Origin of the sequence: Klebsiella sp. K5-204 (assembly GCF_030128585.1) — a bacterium.
Taxonomy (GTDB): Bacteria; Pseudomonadota; Gammaproteobacteria; order Enterobacterales; family Enterobacteriaceae; genus Klebsiella; species Klebsiella quasipneumoniae.
Map to the genome: position 1 here is coordinate 511,824 of NZ_JAKUZS010000003.1, position 18,437 is coordinate 530,260.

Annotated in this window: 17 protein-coding genes; 9 read left to right on the forward strand and 8 right to left on the reverse strand. The window is 62.8% G+C overall.

What is annotated here, in order from left to right; all coding sequences use genetic code 11:
• Positions 1 to 5: 5 nt before the first annotated feature.
• The 4 genes from MKR05_RS11200 to speB are packed head-to-tail and all read right to left on the reverse strand — an operon-like array spanning position 6 to position 3,717.
• Positions 6 to 809 carry an ABC transporter substrate-binding protein gene (locus MKR05_RS11200; RefSeq protein ID WP_044524443.1) on the reverse strand — a complete coding sequence of 268 codons (804 nt, stop codon included), beginning with the start codon at positions 807 to 809 and terminating at the stop codon, positions 6 to 8.
• Positions 810 to 828: 19 nt separating this feature from the next.
• Positions 829 to 1,896, reverse strand: coding sequence for an isopenicillin N synthase family oxygenase (locus MKR05_RS11205; protein WP_023290725.1), 1,068 nt, complete (start codon positions 1,894 to 1,896; stop codon positions 829 to 831).
• On the reverse strand, positions 1,893 to 2,756 hold the full coding sequence (locus tag MKR05_RS11210) for a sugar phosphate isomerase/epimerase (RefSeq protein ID WP_214184107.1): 864 nt from the start codon (positions 2,754 to 2,756) through the stop codon (positions 1,893 to 1,895). Before MKR05_RS11210 ends, MKR05_RS11205 begins: the two co-directional genes overlap by 4 nt.
• Before the next feature lie 10 nt (positions 2,757 to 2,766).
• Positions 2,767 to 3,717 (reverse strand): agmatinase, encoded by a 951-nt coding sequence (gene speB, locus MKR05_RS11215; protein ID WP_004145693.1) that lies wholly within the window; start codon positions 3,715 to 3,717, stop codon positions 2,767 to 2,769.
• Positions 3,718 to 3,832: 115 nt separating this feature from the next.
• Here speB and MKR05_RS11220 point away from each other — a divergent pair, with 115 nt between their 5' ends.
• Positions 3,833 to 4,744 carry a LysR family transcriptional regulator gene (locus MKR05_RS11220; RefSeq protein ID WP_002914199.1) on the forward strand — a complete coding sequence of 304 codons (912 nt, stop codon included), beginning with the start codon at positions 3,833 to 3,835 and terminating at the stop codon, positions 4,742 to 4,744.
• 194 nt (positions 4,745 to 4,938) lie between these two features.
• On the opposite strand, the gene MKR05_RS11225 is transcribed toward MKR05_RS11220, so the two are convergent.
• Together MKR05_RS11225 and MKR05_RS11230 are read right to left on the reverse strand one after the other, a co-directional pair.
• Positions 4,939 to 5,562 (reverse strand): hypothetical protein, encoded by a 624-nt coding sequence (locus MKR05_RS11225; protein WP_238875123.1) that lies wholly within the window; start codon positions 5,560 to 5,562, stop codon positions 4,939 to 4,941.
• Between the two features lie 204 nt (positions 5,563 to 5,766).
• Positions 5,767 to 6,888 (reverse strand): FAD-dependent oxidoreductase, encoded by a 1,122-nt coding sequence (locus MKR05_RS11230; protein WP_023290721.1) that lies wholly within the window; start codon positions 6,886 to 6,888, stop codon positions 5,767 to 5,769.
• A 185-nt stretch (positions 6,889 to 7,073) separates the two neighbouring features.
• On the opposite strand from MKR05_RS11230, the gene MKR05_RS11235 reads away from it, so the two are divergent.
• From MKR05_RS11235 to MKR05_RS11270, 8 genes are all read left to right on the forward strand, one after another.
• Complete coding sequence (locus MKR05_RS11235) at positions 7,074 to 7,973, forward strand: LysR family transcriptional regulator (protein ID WP_023290720.1); 900 nt, start codon at positions 7,074 to 7,076, stop codon at positions 7,971 to 7,973.
• A gap of 120 nt (positions 7,974 to 8,093) precedes the next feature.
• Positions 8,094 to 9,251, forward strand: coding sequence for a S9 family peptidase (locus tag MKR05_RS11240; RefSeq protein ID WP_023290719.1), 1,158 nt, complete (start codon positions 8,094 to 8,096; stop codon positions 9,249 to 9,251).
• A gap of 22 nt (positions 9,252 to 9,273) precedes the next feature.
• Positions 9,274 to 10,194, forward strand: a complete 921-nt coding sequence (locus tag MKR05_RS11245) for a VOC family protein (RefSeq protein WP_044524437.1) — start codon at positions 9,274 to 9,276, stop codon at positions 10,192 to 10,194.
• On the forward strand, positions 10,194 to 10,553 hold the full coding sequence (locus MKR05_RS11250; protein ID WP_238875121.1) for a Rieske 2Fe-2S domain-containing protein: 360 nt from the start codon (positions 10,194 to 10,196) through the stop codon (positions 10,551 to 10,553). Before MKR05_RS11245 ends, MKR05_RS11250 begins: the two co-directional genes overlap by 1 nt.
• Positions 10,531 to 11,514 carry a fumarylacetoacetate hydrolase family protein gene (locus tag MKR05_RS11255; protein WP_032454935.1) on the forward strand — a complete coding sequence of 328 codons (984 nt, stop codon included), beginning with the start codon at positions 10,531 to 10,533 and terminating at the stop codon, positions 11,512 to 11,514. Before MKR05_RS11250 ends, MKR05_RS11255 begins: the two co-directional genes overlap by 23 nt.
• 3 nt (positions 11,515 to 11,517) lie before the next feature.
• On the forward strand, positions 11,518 to 12,309 hold the full coding sequence (locus MKR05_RS11260; protein WP_023290715.1) for a cyclase family protein: 792 nt from the start codon (positions 11,518 to 11,520) through the stop codon (positions 12,307 to 12,309).
• A gap of 229 nt (positions 12,310 to 12,538) precedes the next feature.
• Positions 12,539 to 13,741 (forward strand): MFS transporter, encoded by a 1,203-nt coding sequence (locus MKR05_RS11265; protein ID WP_238875119.1) that lies wholly within the window; start codon positions 12,539 to 12,541, stop codon positions 13,739 to 13,741.
• A gap of 197 nt (positions 13,742 to 13,938) precedes the next feature.
• A complete protein-coding gene (locus tag MKR05_RS11270) occupies positions 13,939 to 15,249 on the forward strand; it encodes a carbohydrate porin (protein WP_043521376.1) in 1,311 nt (436 codons plus the stop codon).
• A 137-nt stretch (positions 15,250 to 15,386) separates the two neighbouring features.
• On the opposite strand, the gene MKR05_RS11275 is transcribed toward MKR05_RS11270, so the two are convergent.
• Both MKR05_RS11275 and MKR05_RS11280 read right to left on the reverse strand, forming a co-directional pair.
• Positions 15,387 to 17,831: a beta-glucosidase gene (locus MKR05_RS11275; RefSeq protein ID WP_064157698.1), complete on the reverse strand. Its 2,445-nt coding sequence runs from the start codon at positions 17,829 to 17,831 to the stop codon at positions 15,387 to 15,389.
• Positions 17,806 to 18,429, reverse strand: coding sequence for an NADPH-dependent FMN reductase (locus MKR05_RS11280; protein ID WP_048298064.1), 624 nt, complete (start codon positions 18,427 to 18,429; stop codon positions 17,806 to 17,808). The genes MKR05_RS11275 and MKR05_RS11280 overlap by 26 nt, the downstream gene beginning before the upstream one ends.
• Positions 18,430 to 18,437 lie beyond the last annotated feature (8 nt).

Genomic DNA, 18,437 nt, shown 5'->3' on the forward strand with positions numbered 1-18,437 from the left:
TTGTCTTAATCGATGCTTTCTAAGTTGTATTTTTTGATCAGCGCGGCATATTTGCCGTTGGCTTTGAGCGTGGCGAGGGTGGCCTTGATCGCCTCCGCCAGCTCGGTGTTGCCTTTGGCGACATAGATCCCCAACGGCAGCGGGTAGACGAGGCGCGTCGAGCTTATCCCCAGGCGACCGCGGCTCTTATCGACGATAATCTGCGCCGCCGGGGCTATCTCAAGCTGGGCGTCGATGTTCTTCGACAGCAGCGCCTGGGAGGCTTCCGGCGCCGTCGGGAACTCCTGAATAGTGATGGCCGGTTTGCCGTTTTTCAGGCACCACTCATCGGAGTGTTTTTTCAGGCTGGTCACCCAGGTGGTGCCTGCCTGCAGGCCGACCTTCACGCCGCACAGCTCATCTTCGGTTTTCGGCTGCGCCGCGCCGCCCTTCAGGGCGATGATCGACGCGCCGGAGAGGGCGTAAGGGATGGCGTCGGCCTGTTTCTGGCGCTCCGGCGTCACGTACATCCCGGAGATCACCGCATCATATTTCTTGCCGATGCCGAGGATCAGGCTGGTGAACTTGGTGTCGATCAGCTGCGGTTTGGCCTGCAGATGCTCGGCAATCAGCGTCGCGAACTCCGGGTCGAGACCGACGATATTGTTATGGCTGTCATAGGACTCAAACGGCGGGTAGGTGACCTCCATCCCCACCTTAAAGACGCCCTCGGTCAGCAGTTCCGCCGCCTGGGTGACAGAGGAGAAACAGGCGCTGACGGCGAGGGTAAGCGCGACGCGGCGCGAGATTTTTTTCAGGGTGCTAGTCATCATGGATCCTCACGGGTGGTTAGGGTTTTTTTTGCTGTGCCTGTTTTTTCAGATGGCCAAAGGTATGGGTGCCGCGCGCGCGCGCCGGCAGCTGGAGCTCGCCGCGATTGACCTTCTCGCGCAGATAGCGATAGGTTTGCAGCGCCTGGCTCCACATATGCTCGCCGATGCTCAGCTCCTGATATTCGCTGGCTTCGCCGGCGGCGAGAAAGGTCGGCAGCGGGCGGATCAGCGTGTGGTAATCGCAGGCGAAAAACAGCGGGAAGGAGTACCGCTCCTGCGGCACTTTGCGCACCCGGTGGGCTGTAGCAACAAATGTGCCAGCGCTGAGCACTTCAAGCATGTCGCCGATATTGATCACGAACGCCTCTTCTCCGGCGGCGTTCGTGACGGGAGGCGCGTCGATCCACACGCTTTCTTCATTGAGGACTTCAAGCCCGGGCTGGTCGGCGAGCAGCAGGGTGAAGCACTCATAGTCGGTGTGTGCACCAATTCCGGGAACATCTTCGACGCTGGCGTCGAACGGGTAATGGATGAGCCGCAGCTTGGCCGGCGGGCAGGTCACCATCGGTTTGAAATACCCTTCCGGCAGACCGAGCGCGAGGGCGAAAGCGTCGAACAGGCGGTGGCCGAGGGCGAAGACCGCGTCGTAGTAGGCCAGCACCCGCGCGCGGAAATCCGGCAGGTCGGGCCACTCGTTGGCGCCGATCAGCGGCGTACCGGCGAGCACCAGCGGATGGTCGTCCGCCGCCTGGAAGCCAATATCGAAGGCCTCTTTATGGTCCGGCTTGCCGGCGCCGTAGATCTCTTCTCCTTCCGGGACGTAGCCCTTATGGCTTTTGGAGCGGCCGATGTAATAGTTCATCTTCTCCGCCATCGGCAGGGCGAAGATCTGCTTCGCCGCCTCGCGGACGCCGGCGATCAGCGCCGGGTCGATGCCGTGGCCGGTGATGTAGAAAAAGCCCACCTCGCGCGCCGCGCGGCCGATGGCGTCGGCCACCGCCTGGCGCCTGGCGAGATCGTCGCCGGCCAGATCGCGGATATCGATGGTCGGGAGTTCAGTAAAAGCGTGCTTCACGGCGGTCATGGCTGCGGTTCCTGTTCAGTGAGCGTTAAAAACTGCTGAAAGTGGGCCTGCTGGCGCGCGGCCATCCAGGCGTTGAGCGACCAGAGGTCGGCCACCGGAACGTTGGTGAACGGCAGATGGTGCAGATAGCCGTCGGCGCCAAACTCCGGCGTCAGGGTGGTCTGCGGGTAGCCGCGCCGGCGCTGCGAATGCCAGATTTGCTCCCAGAAGCGCTCGGCAAAGGCCAGCGCCGGCTGATACTCCGGCGCCGCCGGGTGCGGCACCTGCGGCCCCTGGTCGTAGCCCACCCGGGCCTGCACGTGATGCACGCGGTCGATAAAGGCGCTGAAGTCATCGCAGGGGTCATCCAGCAGGCGCTCGCTGACCACCACCCAGTGGCTGATGTCGGCGGTAAAGCGCAGCTGGGGGAGCTGCTGAATGATCTCCAGGGTGAGCCACGGGCTGTACAGCGAGGTGGCGCGATGGGTTTCAAAGCTGCAGGTCAACCCAAACCCGGCGGCCAGCTCGTGCGCCTTGCCGAGAAAATCGACCTGCTGCGCCAGCGGCCAGCGATCGTTGCCCGCCAGCAGATTGACAAAGCGCGGGTTGAGGCCGCTGGCCTCGGCGAAGCGGATCCGCAGGCGCGCCAGATGCTGCTCCGGCGTTTCATGCTGAGCGGGGAGCACCCCGCCGCCGCTGAAGAGAATGGCGATATACTCCAGCCCCGACGCCTGCAGGCGGTCGGCGAGCTGCCGCCGCTCCTCCGCCGTTAACGGGACGCGGGCTTCGATACCACAGCAGCCGACGCGCTGCAGTTCATCCAGCGTTTGCGGCCAGGCGGTCGTCACTCCCCAGAGGGTGCGAAAGCATTTCAGCTCCATGGCGGCTTCCTCAGGCGTACTTCACGCCGGGCAGGACGCAGAGCATCTCGTACAGCAGGTTGGCCGCCAGCTGGGAGGTATTACCGCTCACGTCATAGGGGGGCGAGACTTCAACCAGATCGGCGCCAATCAGGTTCAGGCCGCGGCAGCCGCGGACGATCTCCAGCGCCTGAATGGAGGTCAGGCCGCCGACCTCCGGCGTCCCGGTTCCCGGGGCCCAGATAGGATCGAGGCTGTCGATATCAAAGCTGAGATACACCGGCCCATCGCCCATCTGCTGGCGGACTTCGGCCATCAGCGGCGCCAGCGAGGTATGCCAGCACTGCTCCGCCTGCACCAGGCGAAAGCCCTGGTCGACGCCCCACTGGAAGTCCCCGGCGGCATAGCCCTGGGCGCGCTGGCCAATCTGCACCACCCGCTTGAGGTCGAGTAGTCCCTCCTCAACGGCGCGGCGGAAGGTGGTGCCGTGGGCGATTTTCTCACCGAACATCTCATCATTGGTGTCGGTATGGGCGTCGACGTGGATGAGCCCCACCGGCCCATGTTTTTTGGTCAGCGCCCGCAGGATGGGCAGGGTAATGGTGTGGTCCCCGCCGAGGGTGAGGGGGATCAGCGGATAACTATTCAAACCGGTGTAGTAATCTTCAATAATTTGCACCGATTTGAGCAAACTGTAGGTATTGATCGGCACATCGCCGATGTCGGCTACCGACAGCGAGTCGAACGGCGCGGCGCCGGTCGCCATATTGTACGGACGGATCATCACCGATTCGGCGCGAATATAGCGCGGTCCGTAGCGCGTGCCTGAGCGCTGCGAGGTGCCGATATCCAGCGGAATGCCGACAAATGCCGCATCAAGTCCCTGTAAATCTTCGATAAACGGCAGGCGCATCATCGTGGCGCGGCCGGCGAAGCGTGGCATCTCATTGCCACCCTGCGGTTGGTGAAAGAGGTTATCCATGTCTGCTCCTGAATCTGACGGATGAAACGTAACAGGAGAGATAGTGCGCAACCCGCGCTGGACTTTACATCGTCTGGCGTAAATACTCAGTTCATTTATTGGTGAACTAAATACGATGCATCACGACGCCAGCCTCAATATTCGTCAGCTGCAGGTTTTCGAGGCGGTGGCCCGCCTGGAGAGCTACAGCCGGGCCCAGCAGGAGCTGGGCATTTCGGTCTCCGCCATCAGCAATGCGATGTCGCAACTGGAGGGGCAGCTCGGCTTCACCCTCTGTCAGCGTGGGCGCGGCGGCTTTTCCTTAACGGAAAAAGGACAGCAATTTTTACAGCAGGCGATCCGCGTGCTGAGCGAACTCAATGAGCTGGAGCGGCAGTCGGCCCTGCTCAAAGGGGAGCACAGCGGCACCCTGTGCATTTCGACGCTCGACTCCATCGAGACCGAAACGGCGCTCTCGCTGCCGGTGGTCTTGCGCAGCTTCAGCGACAAATTTCCCCATGTACATATCAAACTGATTATTCGCACCCCGGCGGAGCAACTGAACGGGGTGCTGAACAACCATATCGACCTGGCCATCGGCAGCTACAACTCGCAGGTGCATAACATCATCAGCGAGCCGCTGTATCGCGAGCAGCACTGGCTCTATTGCAGCGATCTGCACCCGATGTTCTTCAGCCGCCAGCTCGATAAAGAGCAGATCAGCCAGTGTCCGCTGGTGACCCGCAGCTACTGGAACACCAGCGATCTCCGCCGCCGGGGCTTCAGCAAAGGCAGCGCCACCGTTGAGACCGTCGACGCCCAGCTGCTGCTGATTCTTTCGGGGAAATACATTGGCTATCTGCCGGAGCATTACGCCTGGCCGTGGATCAAAGAGAACCGCCTGCGGGTGCTGTTGCCCAACGAGTTTGGCTTTCAGTCGCCGTTCTCGGCCATCTGTAAGCGCGGGCGCAGTAATGAACCCTATCTGAAAGCGTTCCGCGATCTGCTGAAGAAAAACACGGTGGCGCGGCCGAAGTGGAATTATTAAGCGGGGCGGACGCTTCCCTCCGCCGTGGTGGCGGGGTTCGCGCTCAGCGCGCGGTCCGGCGGGGGTGTTTGCCTGTTCAAAAAACGAACGGCGGCCGGTAGCCCGCTTGTGCTGGGGCTGCCGGGCAACTGCCTCCAGGTTATCCACAGGGTTAGGGGCCGCTGATGTGGACAGGTCGCCGGGCGGTGGGCGGGTTAGCGATTCGCTTTGATGGTTTTTTCCGCGATCGAGAGGGTGGAGAGTTTATGCAGGCAGATCAGCGCCAGACAAACCCCGCAGGCGAACAGATAACTTGCCATACAGAATTTTTGCAGACGGGATAAATGATTAATCCGCTCAATCACCGCCGGGCTGGCGAGGCCTTCATACAGGAAAGGCAGAGCCGTTAAGAAGCCGCCAATAAAATAGAGCGCCAGACTGATGACTTCGACGCATTTGCGATAGAGCCAGAAGCGATAGCCCCGCTTTTTCCATTTGAATATCCGCTTTTCATTATTGACGGAAATTAAATGCTGGCATTTGCTGTAATTATCAATATCGCTGACCGGATTTTTGCATTTCAACAGTATTTTTCTTTGTTCCATGGTCAGGTTTTTATCTTTGGTCAGCGCGGCGATACCATATTCGTACGCGATCCGTTGCAGATCGGGATCGTCGCTATTTTTATGCAGCGCAGCGGCGAACTCACTGATGTTTTTGCGCGAGGTGAATATTTTATCTTTAGGGAATACCCAGCCAGAACGCACGGCAAAAATTTGAATAATCAGCGGGATAATAGCGATAGCATATTTAAAGATCTCAGTCGGAATAATAGTCATCTCCGTATTTTCCTTTCCATGATAACGGGGCGGGCTGAAATATACCTTAGCCATCATGATGGAGGGGTGTCAAATATCACGAGGCACGCCGGTATATTTTCCATGGCGAAAGGTGAGCGTCTGGTGAAAGAGGGGAGAGGGCAGTCGTGTCGACGAATGAACAAGAGAATACTCCGCCGGCCTGGCCGGCGGAGGGGGCGTCGTTTATATCGGTCTCGCCGTCAGGGTCATCATATCGCCGATCGCCCGCTGACGGTCAAAATGGCGATCGCGGTGGATCTCGCTCTCGCCCACCTGCAGCGAGGCGGCCCAGATCTGCTGACAGCGCGGCCGGCGGCGGGCGTCAAAATGCGCCAGCGCGGCTGCGACGCTGTCGGTCTGCTGCAGCGCTTCGCGCAGCACGATGGCATCCTCAATCGCCATGCCCGCCCCCTGACCGAGGTGCGGGGTGGTAGCGTGAACCGCGTCGCCCACCAGTACGACTCGTCCCTGATACCAGGGATCGTCGACGAACAGCTCCTCCAGCGGCTTATAGACGACCTCGTCGTTGTTAACGATATGCTCCCGCAGGCTCCCCGGTAACCCCGCGCCGGGCGGCAGACGGCGGCGCATCTCTGCCGCCAGCTGGTCGCGGGCGTAGCGGGGGTTATCCGCTTCGTGGGAGGTGATAAACAGATACATCAGATCTTCCCCCAGCGGCACCAGCCCGCAGTTGCAGCTCTCCCCCATAAAGCACATCAGATGGTCCACCTCCGGCGGACGCGGAAAGTTGTAGCGCCAAACGCCCTGACCGGTAAAGCGGGGACGATAGCGCTCGCCATACAGCATGCCGCGCACCCGGGAGTAGATCCCGTCGGCGCCTACCAGCAGATCGTAGCGCCCCTGGCCGCCGCGGCTGAAGCTCACCTCCACGGCATCGTCAACCTGACGAAAGGCGTCAATACTCTCGCCAGTGGTCAGTCGGACCCCCAGCTCCCGGGCGGTGGAACAGAGGACGTTGTGCAGAGCCAGGCGGGAGATGCCGACGTTGGCCGGGAACTGTTCACCCGCCAGCCGCTGGCCGGGAAAGCTGGCCAGCTGGTGGCCGCTCAGGGTGTGCACTGAGACGCTGTCAAACGGCCAGGCGGCGTCCAGATAGCGTTCCAGCACCCCAAGCCGCTGCATTTCCCGCACGACATTGTTCTGCTGAATGATACCGACGCCGTAGACCCGCCACTGCGGCTGGATCTCCACCACGTCGACGGCGACGCCGGCCTGGCGGAGGGCGATGGCGGTGCACAGACCGCCGATGCCGCCGCCAACGATTAATACGTTATTGATGTTCATCGTAGCTGTTTTCTCCAGGGTACAGAGTAGAGGACGTTAACCAGGCCAGCGGCGCGCTGACTAATCGCGATAAAGAATGATCGCTATCGCAAAAAACGATATCGCCGTGGAAATTGAAAACAAAAAGTTGCAGAAAAGTTAAATTAAGCCACAGGATAAGCACGCCATTTCTCGCCGGGGGACCCATGCGTTACCAACATCTTGATCTGAACTTACTGGTGGCACTGGATGTGTTACTCGATGAACAGAACATCACCCGCGCCGCGGGCCGGTTGCATATGACCCAGTCTGCCACCAGCGGGGTGCTCAACCGGCTACGCACCTACTTTGAGGACGATCTGCTCACCCAGGTGGGCAGAAAGATGCGGCCCACGCCGCTGGCGGAAGAGCTGCGGGAGCCGGTCCGCGACGTGCTGATGAAAATTCAGACCTCCATTGCCCGCCGGCCGGTGGATGAGCCGGCAACCAGTAAGCGCCATTTCCGCATTATGGCCTCGGATTACGTTATCAACGTGATGCTGAAGGATGCGCTGCAGGCGGTACACCTGCAGGCGCCGAATATGACCTTTGAGTTTTTCTCGCCGGACGCCCAGTCCACCGGCATGCTCAACCGCGGCGAGCTGGATATCATCGTGGCGCCGGAGCGTTTTATGGCCGCCGACCATCCCGCCGAAGCGCTGTTTGACGAAGAGTTTGTCTGCCTGGCCTGGGCGGACAATCCCCACACCGGCGAGGCGCTGACCCTTGAAGCCTGGCAACAGCTGGGGCACGTGTCGGTGGTCTTTGGCCGCGAGCGGCAGCCGGGGCTGGAGGGCAATCTGTTTGCCGAGTCGGGGCTGAGCCGCCGTATCGAGGTGGTGACCCACAGCTACCACTGCGTTCCGCAGCTGCTGATCGGCACCTCGCGGATCGCCACGCTGCACCGGCGGCTGGCGGAGCAGTACGCGGCGATGCTGCCGCTGCGTCTTTTCCCGGTCCCGGTGACGCTGCCGGTCATGCGCGAATTTATCGGCTGGCACCGCTCGCTGGATAACGATCCTATCTTCGGCTGGCTGAAAGCGAAAATCGTCGCCAGCGCACGCTAACCCACTGGTATTGCTCCCGTCGATACCTGACATCCTGAGACATGATTGGTCGCCCGCAGGTGCTTTATGTGACAGTGCCTGCGCTACAGCGATTGCGACTGAATGTTGAAGGATGACCCTATGTTTCGCTATTTCCCTAAAAACTATGTCTGGAACCTGTCGGTGGATCTCTCCATCGAGATGGGCGCCCGCATCGGTGAGATCGAAGAGATGTGCGCGCCGCTATTGGCCGCGTCCGAGCATCCCGACGCCGAAGGCACCCGCGCGTTCCGGGAAACCTGGTCCCGCATGGCCGATAAATTATGCGCGCTGGCCGGCGAAGATGAGGCGCGGGGGCGGCGGCTGTCGGCAGGAGAGAAATATCTTCGGGCGGCCAACTATTACCTGACCTGCGAGCGCCTGCAGGCGCATGGCGCGCCGGACCGCGATGCGCTGTACCGCCGCTTTCTCGATGTCTTTGCCGCCGGGCTGCACCATACCCATGCCAACTGTCAGCGGGTGACTATTCCCTACGAGGGCAAAACCCTGTCGGCGCTTTACGTCCGCGCCGAAGGGGCGACCGGCCGCGCGCCGCTGCTGGTGCAGGTCAACGGTCTCGACTCCACCAAAGAGATGAAATATCTGGTGGGGCTGCCGCAGTGGCTGGCGCGGCGCGGGGTCTCCTCGCTGGTGGTCGACCAACCGGGAACCGGCGAAGCGCTGCGTCTTCACGGCATGCAGGCCCGCTATGACAGCGAGCACTGGGCCAGCCGGATCGTTGACTGGCTGGAACAGCACCCGGAGGTGGATGCCGGGCGTATCGGCATGGAAGGGGTCTCGCTGGGCGGCTATTACTGCCCGCGGGCGGTGGCGTTTGAGCCGCGCTTCGCCTGCGGCGTGGTGTGGGGCGCCAATCACGACTGGCGGGAGGTACAGCAGCGCCGCCGCGAACGCGAAGGCGATTTTCCGGTACCGCACTACTGGCAGCATGTGCGCTGGGTGTGGGGGGGTGAGGATATCGACGCTTTTATGCGCATCGCGGAGAACGTCCATCTCGACGGCATTCTCGACCGCATACGGGTGCCTTTCCTCGTCACCCATGGTGAAAAGGACTCGCAGATCCCGGTGAAATGGGCGCAGCGCACCTACGACCAGCTGGTGAACAGTCCGCGCCGCGAGCTGAAAATTTTTACTGACCGCGAGGGCGGTGTGCAGCACTCCAGCTTCGACAACTCGATTAACGCCGGGCACTACATCGCTGACTGGGTGGCGGAAGCCCTCGGCGGCCGGGTGGCCTGAACACGCATAAGGAACAACCGCGATGAATATTCTTGGTCCGGATTATCTGGTATTTGGCGTCGATGACCTGGCGGGCTGCCGACAGTTTCTTCTCGACTACGGTTTACGCGAGCAGGAGAACGGTTTCTTTAGCGCGCTGGATGGCACCGGGGTGCTGCTGCGGGAGCGTGACGATCCGTCGCTGCCCGCGGCGCTGCCCAGCGGCAGCCAGCTGCGGGAAACCGTCTATGGCGTGGCGGATAGCGCCACCCTTGAGGCGATCGCCGAGACGCTGCGCCGCGATCGCGAGGTGAAGCTCGGCGCCGACGGCGTGCTGCGCTGCGTCGATGATGCCGGCTTTGCCCTCGGGTTTCGCGTCAGCCAGCGTCAGCCGCTGCAGCGGGAAGGGGAGAAAATCAACGCCCCGGGGGATCGCGCCGGGCGGCCGGTCAACCAGACCGGGGCCAGCGCTGACATGGCGGCAGAGCCGCGCTCGCTCTCCCATGTGGTCTATTTTGTGCCGGACGCCGCGCGCGCGGAAGCCTTCTATCAACGGCTGGGCTTTGTCTGTACCGATCGCTTCACCCACGTCGGCCCCTTCCTGCGGCCCGCCGGCACCCAGGATCACCATACCCTGTTTCTGATCCAGGCCCCGCCGTTTATGACCGGTATTGAACACTTTACCTTTCATCTCGGCGGCCCCACCGAGCTGATGATGGCCGGCAGCCGCTTTCAGCAGAAGGGGTATCAGACCTTCTGGGGGCCGGGGCGCCATCAGCTGGGATCGAACTGGTTCTGGTACTTCAACAGCCCGCTCGGGTGTCACATCGAATACGACGCCGATATGGATCAGCACGATGACCACTGGCAGCCGCGCGAAGCGCTGCCGGGAGCCGATAACTCGCAATATTTCCTGCTGGGGTATCGCGAGAAGTGGGCCCCCGGTCCGGATAACGCCCGCTGATGGTTCGCCTGTGCCGTGCCGACAGCCTGGCCGAGGGCCAGGCGCGGGGATTTGACCCTACGGGCAGCGGGCAGGCGACGGTGATTGCCTGCCGCTATCAGGGAACGCTCTATCTGTGGCGTAACCGCTGTCCGCATCTGGATACCCCGATGAACTGGCGGCAGGACGCTTTTTTCAACGCCCGGGGCGACCGGCTGGTCTGCTTCGCCCACGGGGCGATTTTTATGCCGGACAGCGGCCTCTGCGTGCAGGGCGCCTGCGTAGGCCAACGTCTGAGTCCGCTGGCTGGCGAGGTGGACGCCGACGGCTGGCTCTGTCTGCTGGAGGAGGAAGGTCATGAAACTGGCAACACGAGATAACGGTGAACGCGACGGCTGCCTGGTGGTGGTCTCGGGCGATTTGACGCTGATGGCCGATGCGGCGGATATCGCTCCGACGCTTCAGCAGGCGCTGGAGCAGGCCGCGCGGGTCTGGCCTGCGCTGCAGGCGCGCTATCAGGCGCTCAATGCGCGCCGCTACCCGGCGGCGCAGCCCTATGATCCCCGGCGCCTGCTGGCGCCGCTGCCCCGCGCCTGGCAGTGGCTGGACGGTTCGGCCTTCCTCAGCCATGGCGAGCGCATGCAGCGGGCCTTTCATCTGCCGCCGATTGCCGGCGCCGACCAGACACCGCTGATGTATCAGGGCAGCGGGGACGACTTTCTTGCCCCCCACGCCGGGATAGTCTGCCGCCGGGTCGAGGACGGTCTCGACTTTGAGGGCGAGTTCGCGGTGGTGGTGGACGAGGTGCCTCAGGGTTGCTCGCCGCAGCAGGCGCTGAGCTGTATCCGCCTGATCGTCTTGCTCAACGATATCAGTCTGCGGGCGCTGGCGCCGCGCGAGATGCAGACCGGGTTTGGTTTTATTCACGCCAAACCCGCCTCGGCCTTTGCGCCGGTGGCCCTTACCCCGGATGAACTGGGAGAGGCCTGGCAGCACGGGCGGGCGGCGCTGACGCTGCAGGTGACCCGCAATGGCGAGCCGTTTGGCTGCCAGTCGGGCAGCGAGATGCATTTCCATTTTGGCGAACTGATTGCCCATGCGGCGCAGACCCGCCGCCTGCGCGCCGGGACGGTGGTGGGTTCCGGTACGGTGTCCGGGCCGGACGCCAGCCGCGGCGCCAGCTGTATCGCCGAGGTGCGGGCCATAGAGATGCTGGCCTTCGGCGAGCCGCGCACGCCGTTTTTGTCCCCGGGGGAGCGGGTGACGATGGAAGCCCACGCCCCCGATGGCCGGCCGCTGTTTGGCGTGCTGGATCAACATGTTGTGATGTTAACGGAGTAAACCATGATCAATCTTTTACAGGGGCGTCGGCTGATCGACCTCTCCGTCACCCTGGATAACAATCCCTGGACCGACCCGCCGCCGCTGCTGCCGAACATTGAGTATCAGGATCATCAGCAGGGATGGCCGGAAATGGCGGCGATGTTTCCGGGACTGGAAAAAACGCAGATGCCGGGAGAGGAGGCCTGGGCCTCGGAGCGTCTGACCGTGACGCCGCACAATGGCACCCATATGGATGCTCCCTGGCACTACAGCTCAACCACCAACGGCGGCGAACCGGCGTTTGGCATCGATGAGCTGCCGCTGGAGTGGTGCCTGCGCCCCGGCGTCCGGCTGGATTTTCGCCATGTCGCCGACGGGGCGATCCTCCAGCCGGAGGATCTGCAGCGCGAGCTGGCGCGGATCGATTATCGCCTGTCGCCGCTGGATATCGTGTTAATCAATACCGCCGCCGGCGCCCGCTACGGCCAGCCGGATTATCTGCAGCGCGGCTGCGGCATTGGCCGGGCGGCAACGCTGTGGCTGCTGGAGCAGGGGGTACGGGTGGTCGGCACCGACGCCTGGAGCTGGGATGCGCCCTTCCACTTTACCCGCGAACGCTTTCAGGCCAGCGGCGACGCCGGGCTGATCTGGGAAGGGCATAAAGCCGGCAGGGAGATCGCCTATGGGCAAATGGAGAAGTTGAGCAATCTGGAGCAGCTTCCCGACCACGGCTTCTGGGTGAGCTGTTTTCCCTACAAGATCCGCCGCGGCTCGGCCGGTTTTATCCGCGCGGTGGCGATTGTCGACGCCTGAGGGAGTCGATGGTTATGTTAATTTAATGTGAATGCATTGTATTAATTGTGATAGCAATCGCAGTCCATGCCACCTGCATCCGGTAGGGTAGAACGGTATGTGTGCTGAGTTCGCTGCGGCGTGTTCAGCCAGGATACCGGGGCGACAGAGCGCCTTTCTTTATCGATAAAAAATAGAACTGTAATTCATATTCTAAATAAAGAGCAGTGACGGAGAGCGGAAGATGGTGATGCACAAGGTTTCAGCAACCCCGCGCGAGGCGGGGGCCGTACAGGCGATTTTACTGATGTTGGCGGCCCTGTTGCCGATCATGGGGACCTTGACCATGCTGCCGGTGATGCCGCTCCTGTTCGGCCATTTTGCCGCGCAGCCGCACGCCCAGCTGCTGGTGCCGATGATCATCACCATTCCGGCGGTGAGCATGGCGCTGCTGGCTCCGCTGGCGGGGCGGGTGGGCGATCGCCTGAGCCGTCGTCGCCTGCTGATTGCCGCCACCGCTCTGTACGCGGGGTTTGGCCTGCTGCCGGTGATGCTCGACGATCTGTATGCCATTCTGCTGGCGCGGCTGGTGATGGGCATCGCCGACGCCTTTATTCTTACCACCGCCAATGCGCTGATTGGCGACTACTTTGCCGGCGAGGCGCGCAGCAAATGGCTGGCGGTGCAGAGCGGCATCGGTTCGATACTGTCGACGCTGATCGTGCTGGGCGCTGGCCTGCTGGGCACCCTGGGCTGGTATGGCCCGATCTACCTGTATGCGCTGGCGATCCCGGTGTTTATCGGCCTGTGCCTGTTCACCGCTGAGCCGGCGACTCGCCGTCGCGCGGACAGCGTCGCTGACGAGGAGCCTGTCGCTTTTCCACGGCGCAAAATGGCGACGATCGGTCTGATTACGCTCGCCAGCGCGATCCTCTACTTTCTCGAGCCGCTGCAGATAAGCCAGGTGTTCAGTCAGCTCGGGCTGACCTCCAGCAGCCAGATCGGCATCGCCACCGCCGTTGCGGGCATTGGCGTGCCGCTGGGCGCCTGGCTGTATGGCCGCAGCGCCAGGCAGCGTGTCGACAGGCAGTTTTTCCTTTTTTACGCCATTTTTGGCCTCGGTCTGCTGTTTATCGCCGTGGCCCACAATCCGCTGGCCGGCGTGGCGGCAGCGTTCGTCGCGCAGGTTGGTAACGGAATGCTGATCCCTCTGATGCTGGCCTGGATGTTGGAAGCCCTGCCGGCGCCGCACCGGGCGATGGGGATCGGCATCTGGCACACCTTCTTTTTCCTCGGCATGTTCATCAGCCCGGTTCTGATGACCTTGCTGAACGGCATGACCGGCAGCATGCAGGACAGCCTGCTGCTGTTTGCGCTGCTGACGCTGGCTATCGCCGGCGCGACGGGTATCGCCAGCGCCCGGATGGGGGGCCGCCGCGCGCTGGCTCGTTAATTTCACCTGACGACATAATTACCACACGCCCGCCGGTCTTCCGGCGGGAAGGGGAGGCCATTATTTAGAAAAAGCGTACACCTTATTTAGCGTTAACTTTCAGCCTAATTAATCCCTGTAAATAAACGTATTGTGACTAATTTATTTTTCACGATATGGCGCATCTTACCTGCAAAAAATAAAAATGAGGGTTTATTATGAGTCTCTGCTGTACCGACGTAAGTAAGAAAATAGTGTTTCCACTTTCGGCGCTGACGCTGGCGATATTCTCCAGCACCGCGCTGGCCGATACCTGGACCTGTGAGCAACTGGATAAACTGAATACCCGCTCCGCGCAGGTCGTCAGCCCTCCGTCGACCTGCGAATCGCTCATCGGCGATATTGGCGGCTTTCGCAGCGCGCTGGCCGACCGCGGGTGGGGCGTCCAGTTAAGCTGGAACCCGATGGTGATGTACGATCTGAAAGGCCAGTCCGCTGACCCGCAACAATATGCCGGGCAGAATTTTACCTGGTCGCAAAATATGTCGCTGAACGTCACCTACGATTTAAGCCGAATTGGTTTTAGCAAAGACGCGCAATTTACTTTTTCTCCCCAGTGGGCGACCTCGAATTATCATGATAGCTATCCGGAACTGCATAATATTGCGGTGCTGGCGGTGAACCAGCCCTTATTAAACGGCCAGCTGGAACTGCAGTATGGTTTTTATCCGTTAATTCGTCAGTTTTACGGCATGGTGCTGGGGGGGAACTCCTCGTCAGCCGCGCTGGGGCCGACCAGCGTGATCCCGGTGCAGGTGGGGATCAGCCTCAACGCGCCGACGCCGACCTTCACCGCCATCGTCCGCGACAGCGATAAGAAGTTCTATAACAACTTTGCCGTCAGCCGCAGTATGTCGCCTGCCGGACATCTCGACGACGTGGAGCAGAACCCCTCGGGGCTGAAATGGCACGTCGATGGCGCCAACCCGATCCTGGTGAATGAGTTTGGCTTTAAGCAGGCGGCGGGCGAGTCGCAGCGATCGCTGTGGTTCCGCGCCGGGGCTATCTATAACACCTCGCACTACCAGTATTTTGACCAGCCCGGCGACAGCAGTAGTAACTATGCGTTCTACGTCGCCAACACCATGCAGCTGACCCAGCCGAAAAAAGGACTTCCGCTGGGGCTGTATCTCGATGTGAAAGCGGACTACGCGCCGGACGATCGCAATGCTTACACCAGCGACTTCCAGGTGACCTTCTTTGACATCGGCCTGTTTCCCGGCCGCGAGCAGGATATGACCTCGCTGGGCTACACCCGCTCCTTTATCAGTAAGAAGTTCCGCGATTATGTCGGCGAGGCGGGGATGGAAGCGCCGCAGAGCATCAACGCCATCTCCCTGTCGCACGCCCTGCGCGTGACGAAAGGTATTTACTGGATCAACGGTATCACCTGGCAGGATAACCCGACGCTGGTGCCGAAGCATGAGTCGGCGGTCCTCTGGCAGTCCTCGATGTACTGGAACTTCTGACACCGATCGTCTCAGGCTTTTAACCCCGCCCGCTGGTACGCTGCCGCCGGGCGTTTTTTTTTTACGCGAATCGGCTGGCGCAGGAATAAAAAAAGAGGGCCGGCACGTTGCCGACCCTCTTTGACATCGATCCGGGCTTAGCCCCGGTGGCTGATTTTCCCGTCGGGAGTCAGCACGAAATCGAAGGTTGCCCGGATATCGTCGCTGGCGAAACCCACCGCCAGCTGCCAGGGGCCGCTGGCCAGGCGCCATTCCTGGGCTGGCACCTGCCAGCGCTGCAGCGCGTGACGCGGCAGGGCAAGGGTCAGGGAGGCTTCCTCGTGCGCCGGGACGCTGACCGCCGCAAACTCCGCCAGCGCCGACCAGGCCGTCTCCGGCCCCCGCAGGTAGAGCTGGACCACTGCTTTTCCGGCGCGGGCGGCGCGGTTTTCCAGCCGGCAGCGCAGCTGCATAGCATCCACCTCGTCGCCTGTCAGCGCGGCGGCGCTCAGGGTGATATCGGCATACCCCAGACCGTGACCAAAGGCCCAGGCGGCGGGGCGTTCGCGGGCGTTAAACCAGCGATAGCCCACCTGCTGGCGCTCGTGGTACCAGAGGTCCCCTGCGGCGTCCGGCGTCAGGCTGCGCACCGGATAGTCGTCCAGACGCTGGGCGAAGGTCACCGGCAGGCGACCGCCAGGCTCACGATCCCCGGCCAGCACCGAGGCCAGCGCCGGGCCAAACTCCTGGCCCGGATACCAGACGACCATGACCGCCGCCGAGTCGGCGAGACACCCGGTATCCACCGGATGGGCGACGTTGAGCACCACCACCGTCCGCGGATTCGCCGCGCAGACGGCGCGGATCAGGGCGACCTGATGCGCCGGCAGCGCGGTAGCGTCCCGGTCGATGCTCTCCAGACCGGCATCGGCCGTTTCGCCGATCACCAGCACCACGCTGTCGGCCGCCCGGGCCTGGTCGACCGCCTGCTGCAGCAGATCGATGGTTTGCGGGGGCTGGCAGCCGAACCAGATGCCGTGGGCGATACTGCTGCCCAGCGCCATCTCGGCCCGGAAGGTCAGGGTTTCCCCCGCCTGCAGCGGGAAGTCGAGACGGGTATGCGGGGCTTGCATCAGCTTGCCCATGATATCCCCCTCCAGCGCCTCGCCGTTAAAGGTCGCCATGCGCTCGCCGTTCAGTTGCAGGGCGATCTCCCCGGTGCCGCCGATCCAGAAGCCGTAGCGGCCGCTCACCGGCGCGGTGAACTGGCAGCTTACCGTCACGGTGGCGCGTTCGGTCAGGCGCAGCATGTCGCCGACGCCCGGCATATCGCGGAACCAGATCAGCGAGGAGGCGTCGCGTACCTCCTGATGAACCACGCCCCCGTCGGCGGTGGCGTAGGCAACGTCCAGGCCGCGCTCGCCGGCGGCGGTGCGCAGCGGCAGATGATGCAGAGGCGGGATGCGGTAATCGCTCTCCACCCCCTGGGCATAGCTTATTTCGACCCCTGCGGCGGAAAAGCGCTGGCGAATGGCCTCCAGAGGAGAGATCAGCCCCGGCATCAGCGCCACTCTGGCAAAGGTCCCGCCCTGGAAGCAGGGCGTCGTGGCGTTGGGGCCAATCACCGCCAGCCGCTGTCCCGCCTGCGCGGCGAGGGGCAGCAGCCGCTGGCGATTGTGCAGCAGGACAAACCCCGCCGCCGCCGCCTCTTCGAGGGTGTGACGCCGCTGCGCCTCGGCGGCGGCAGAGCCATCCCAGGGCAGGGGATGGCTGACCCGTTCGGCCAGCCGCGCCAGCCGGACGGCGGCATCGTCCAGCCGCCGGGCGTCGCTGTCGGTGTCCATCAGCGCGGGCAGCAGGCGCTCGCCCATATGGCGGGCCGGGCCCGGCATCTCCAGATCCAGCCCGGCGCGGAAGCTGGCCGGGCCGTTCTGGGTGCCGAACCAGTCGGACATCACCAGCCCGTCCCAGCCGAGATCGCGCTTCAGCCACTGGCTGATGGCCTGATGCTGCTCGGCGCAATAGATCCCGTTCACCCGGTTATAGGCGGTCAGCATGCCCCAGACGCCGCGGCTGGCCGCCACTTCGAACGGCCAGAAATAGACTTCGCGCAGGGTGGCTTCATCGACAACCACGTTCATGGTCCGCCGATCGGTTTCCGAATCATTGCAGACCATATGCTTGACGATGCAGCCCACCCCCTGACGCTGGACGCCGTCGATCCACGCCGCGCCGAGCTCGGCGATATGCCGCGGGTCTTCGCCGAAAAGCTCAAACGCGCGGCCGGCAAGGGGGCTGCGCAACAGGTTCAGGTTAGGCGCCAGCAGCGCCTGCGTTCCGGTGCGCAGCGCCTCCTCGCCGATGACGCCGCCAACCCGGCTGACCAGCTGGCGGTCCCAGCTGGCGCCAAGCGCCAGCCCGCAGGGGCTGAGCAGGGCAATATCCCGCTCGTCAACCCGGCCGCCGGTGATCCCCATCGGGCCGTCGGACAGGGTGACTGAACCCAGCGTGGAGTGGGGGATAGGGTGGGTGGACCACATCCCCATCCCGGCGGTGAGCCGCGCTTTTTCGGCAACGCTAAGCGACAGACTGAGCGCAGGCATCGGCATGTCTCCGTAAGGGGGCGGCGGGGGCGAAGGCCAGCGCCTGTTCGGCTACGGTGGCCAGCGCGCGCTGGACCGCGTCGTCGGTGCAGCGACCCTCGCTGTCGAACAGCGACACGCCGGCGGTGTTGAGGGTCACCCCCAGCGGAGTCGGCCAGCCGCGCAGGGCATGAACGATCCCGCGCATGGCGCCGAGGGTGGTGTTGCAACCCTGCCAGCCGGCGGCGGTGACGATGCAGCCCACCGCCCGGCCATCAAGATAGACCCGGCTGTCGCCGCGCAAATCTTCCAGCAGGTCGATGGCGTTCTTCACCAGACCAGACACCCCGCCGTGGTAGCCCGGCGAGGCCAGCAGAATGCCGTCGGCCTGGCGCACGGCGTCGACAAACGCCGTTTCCTGCGGCGTGCGGGTGGTGACTTCCGGGTTAAACGGCGGCAGGGCCGCCAGTTCAGCGCCGCCGAACAGCTGGGTCTGCGCGCCGAGCGTGCGGGCGTGGGCCAGCGCGGCGGCGAGGGCGCGCTCGGTGCTGGAGCCCGGGCGGGTGGTGCCGCCGATGCCGATCAGCAGCGGCGGGCGTGAGAAAGCAGGTTTATTCATAGCAGGAT

What these genes read in the sequence shown, in the direction of transcription:
- MKR05_RS11250 (WP_238875121.1), top strand. Translation starts at nt 10,194, where the DNA reads ATGGTTCGCCTGTGCCGTGCCGACAGCCTGGCCGAGGGCCAGGCGCGG.
- MKR05_RS11235 (WP_023290720.1), top strand. Translation starts at nt 7,074, where the DNA reads ATGCGTTACCAACATCTTGATCTGAACTTACTGGTGGCACTGGATGTG.
- MKR05_RS11220 (WP_002914199.1), top strand. Translation starts at nt 3,833, where the DNA reads ATGCATCACGACGCCAGCCTCAATATTCGTCAGCTGCAGGTTTTCGAG.
- MKR05_RS11200 (WP_044524443.1), bottom strand. Translation starts at nt 809, where the DNA reads ATGACTAGCACCCTGAAAAAAATCTCGCGCCGCGTCGCGCTTACCCTC.
- MKR05_RS11275 (WP_064157698.1), bottom strand. Translation starts at nt 17,831, where the DNA reads ATGCCTGCGCTCAGTCTGTCGCTTAGCGTTGCCGAAAAAGCGCGGCTC.
- MKR05_RS11270 (WP_043521376.1), top strand. Translation starts at nt 13,939, where the DNA reads ATGAGTCTCTGCTGTACCGACGTAAGTAAGAAAATAGTGTTTCCACTT.
- MKR05_RS11240 (WP_023290719.1), top strand. Translation starts at nt 8,094, where the DNA reads ATGTTTCGCTATTTCCCTAAAAACTATGTCTGGAACCTGTCGGTGGAT.
- MKR05_RS11225 (WP_238875123.1), bottom strand. Translation starts at nt 5,562, where the DNA reads ATGACTATTATTCCGACTGAGATCTTTAAATATGCTATCGCTATTATC.
- MKR05_RS11280 (WP_048298064.1), bottom strand. Translation starts at nt 18,429, where the DNA reads ATGAATAAACCTGCTTTCTCACGCCCGCCGCTGCTGATCGGCATCGGC.
- MKR05_RS11255 (WP_032454935.1), top strand. Translation starts at nt 10,531, where the DNA reads ATGAAACTGGCAACACGAGATAACGGTGAACGCGACGGCTGCCTGGTG.
- MKR05_RS11265 (WP_238875119.1), top strand. Translation starts at nt 12,539, where the DNA reads ATGCACAAGGTTTCAGCAACCCCGCGCGAGGCGGGGGCCGTACAGGCG.
- MKR05_RS11260 (WP_023290715.1), top strand. Translation starts at nt 11,518, where the DNA reads ATGATCAATCTTTTACAGGGGCGTCGGCTGATCGACCTCTCCGTCACC.
- MKR05_RS11205 (WP_023290725.1), bottom strand. Translation starts at nt 1,896, where the DNA reads ATGACCGCCGTGAAGCACGCTTTTACTGAACTCCCGACCATCGATATC.
- MKR05_RS11210 (WP_214184107.1), bottom strand. Translation starts at nt 2,756, where the DNA reads ATGGAGCTGAAATGCTTTCGCACCCTCTGGGGAGTGACGACCGCCTGG.
- MKR05_RS11230 (WP_023290721.1), bottom strand. Translation starts at nt 6,888, where the DNA reads ATGAACATCAATAACGTATTAATCGTTGGCGGCGGCATCGGCGGTCTG.
- speB (WP_004145693.1), bottom strand. Translation starts at nt 3,717, where the DNA reads ATGGATAACCTCTTTCACCAACCGCAGGGTGGCAATGAGATGCCACGC.
- MKR05_RS11245 (WP_044524437.1), top strand. Translation starts at nt 9,274, where the DNA reads ATGAATATTCTTGGTCCGGATTATCTGGTATTTGGCGTCGATGACCTG.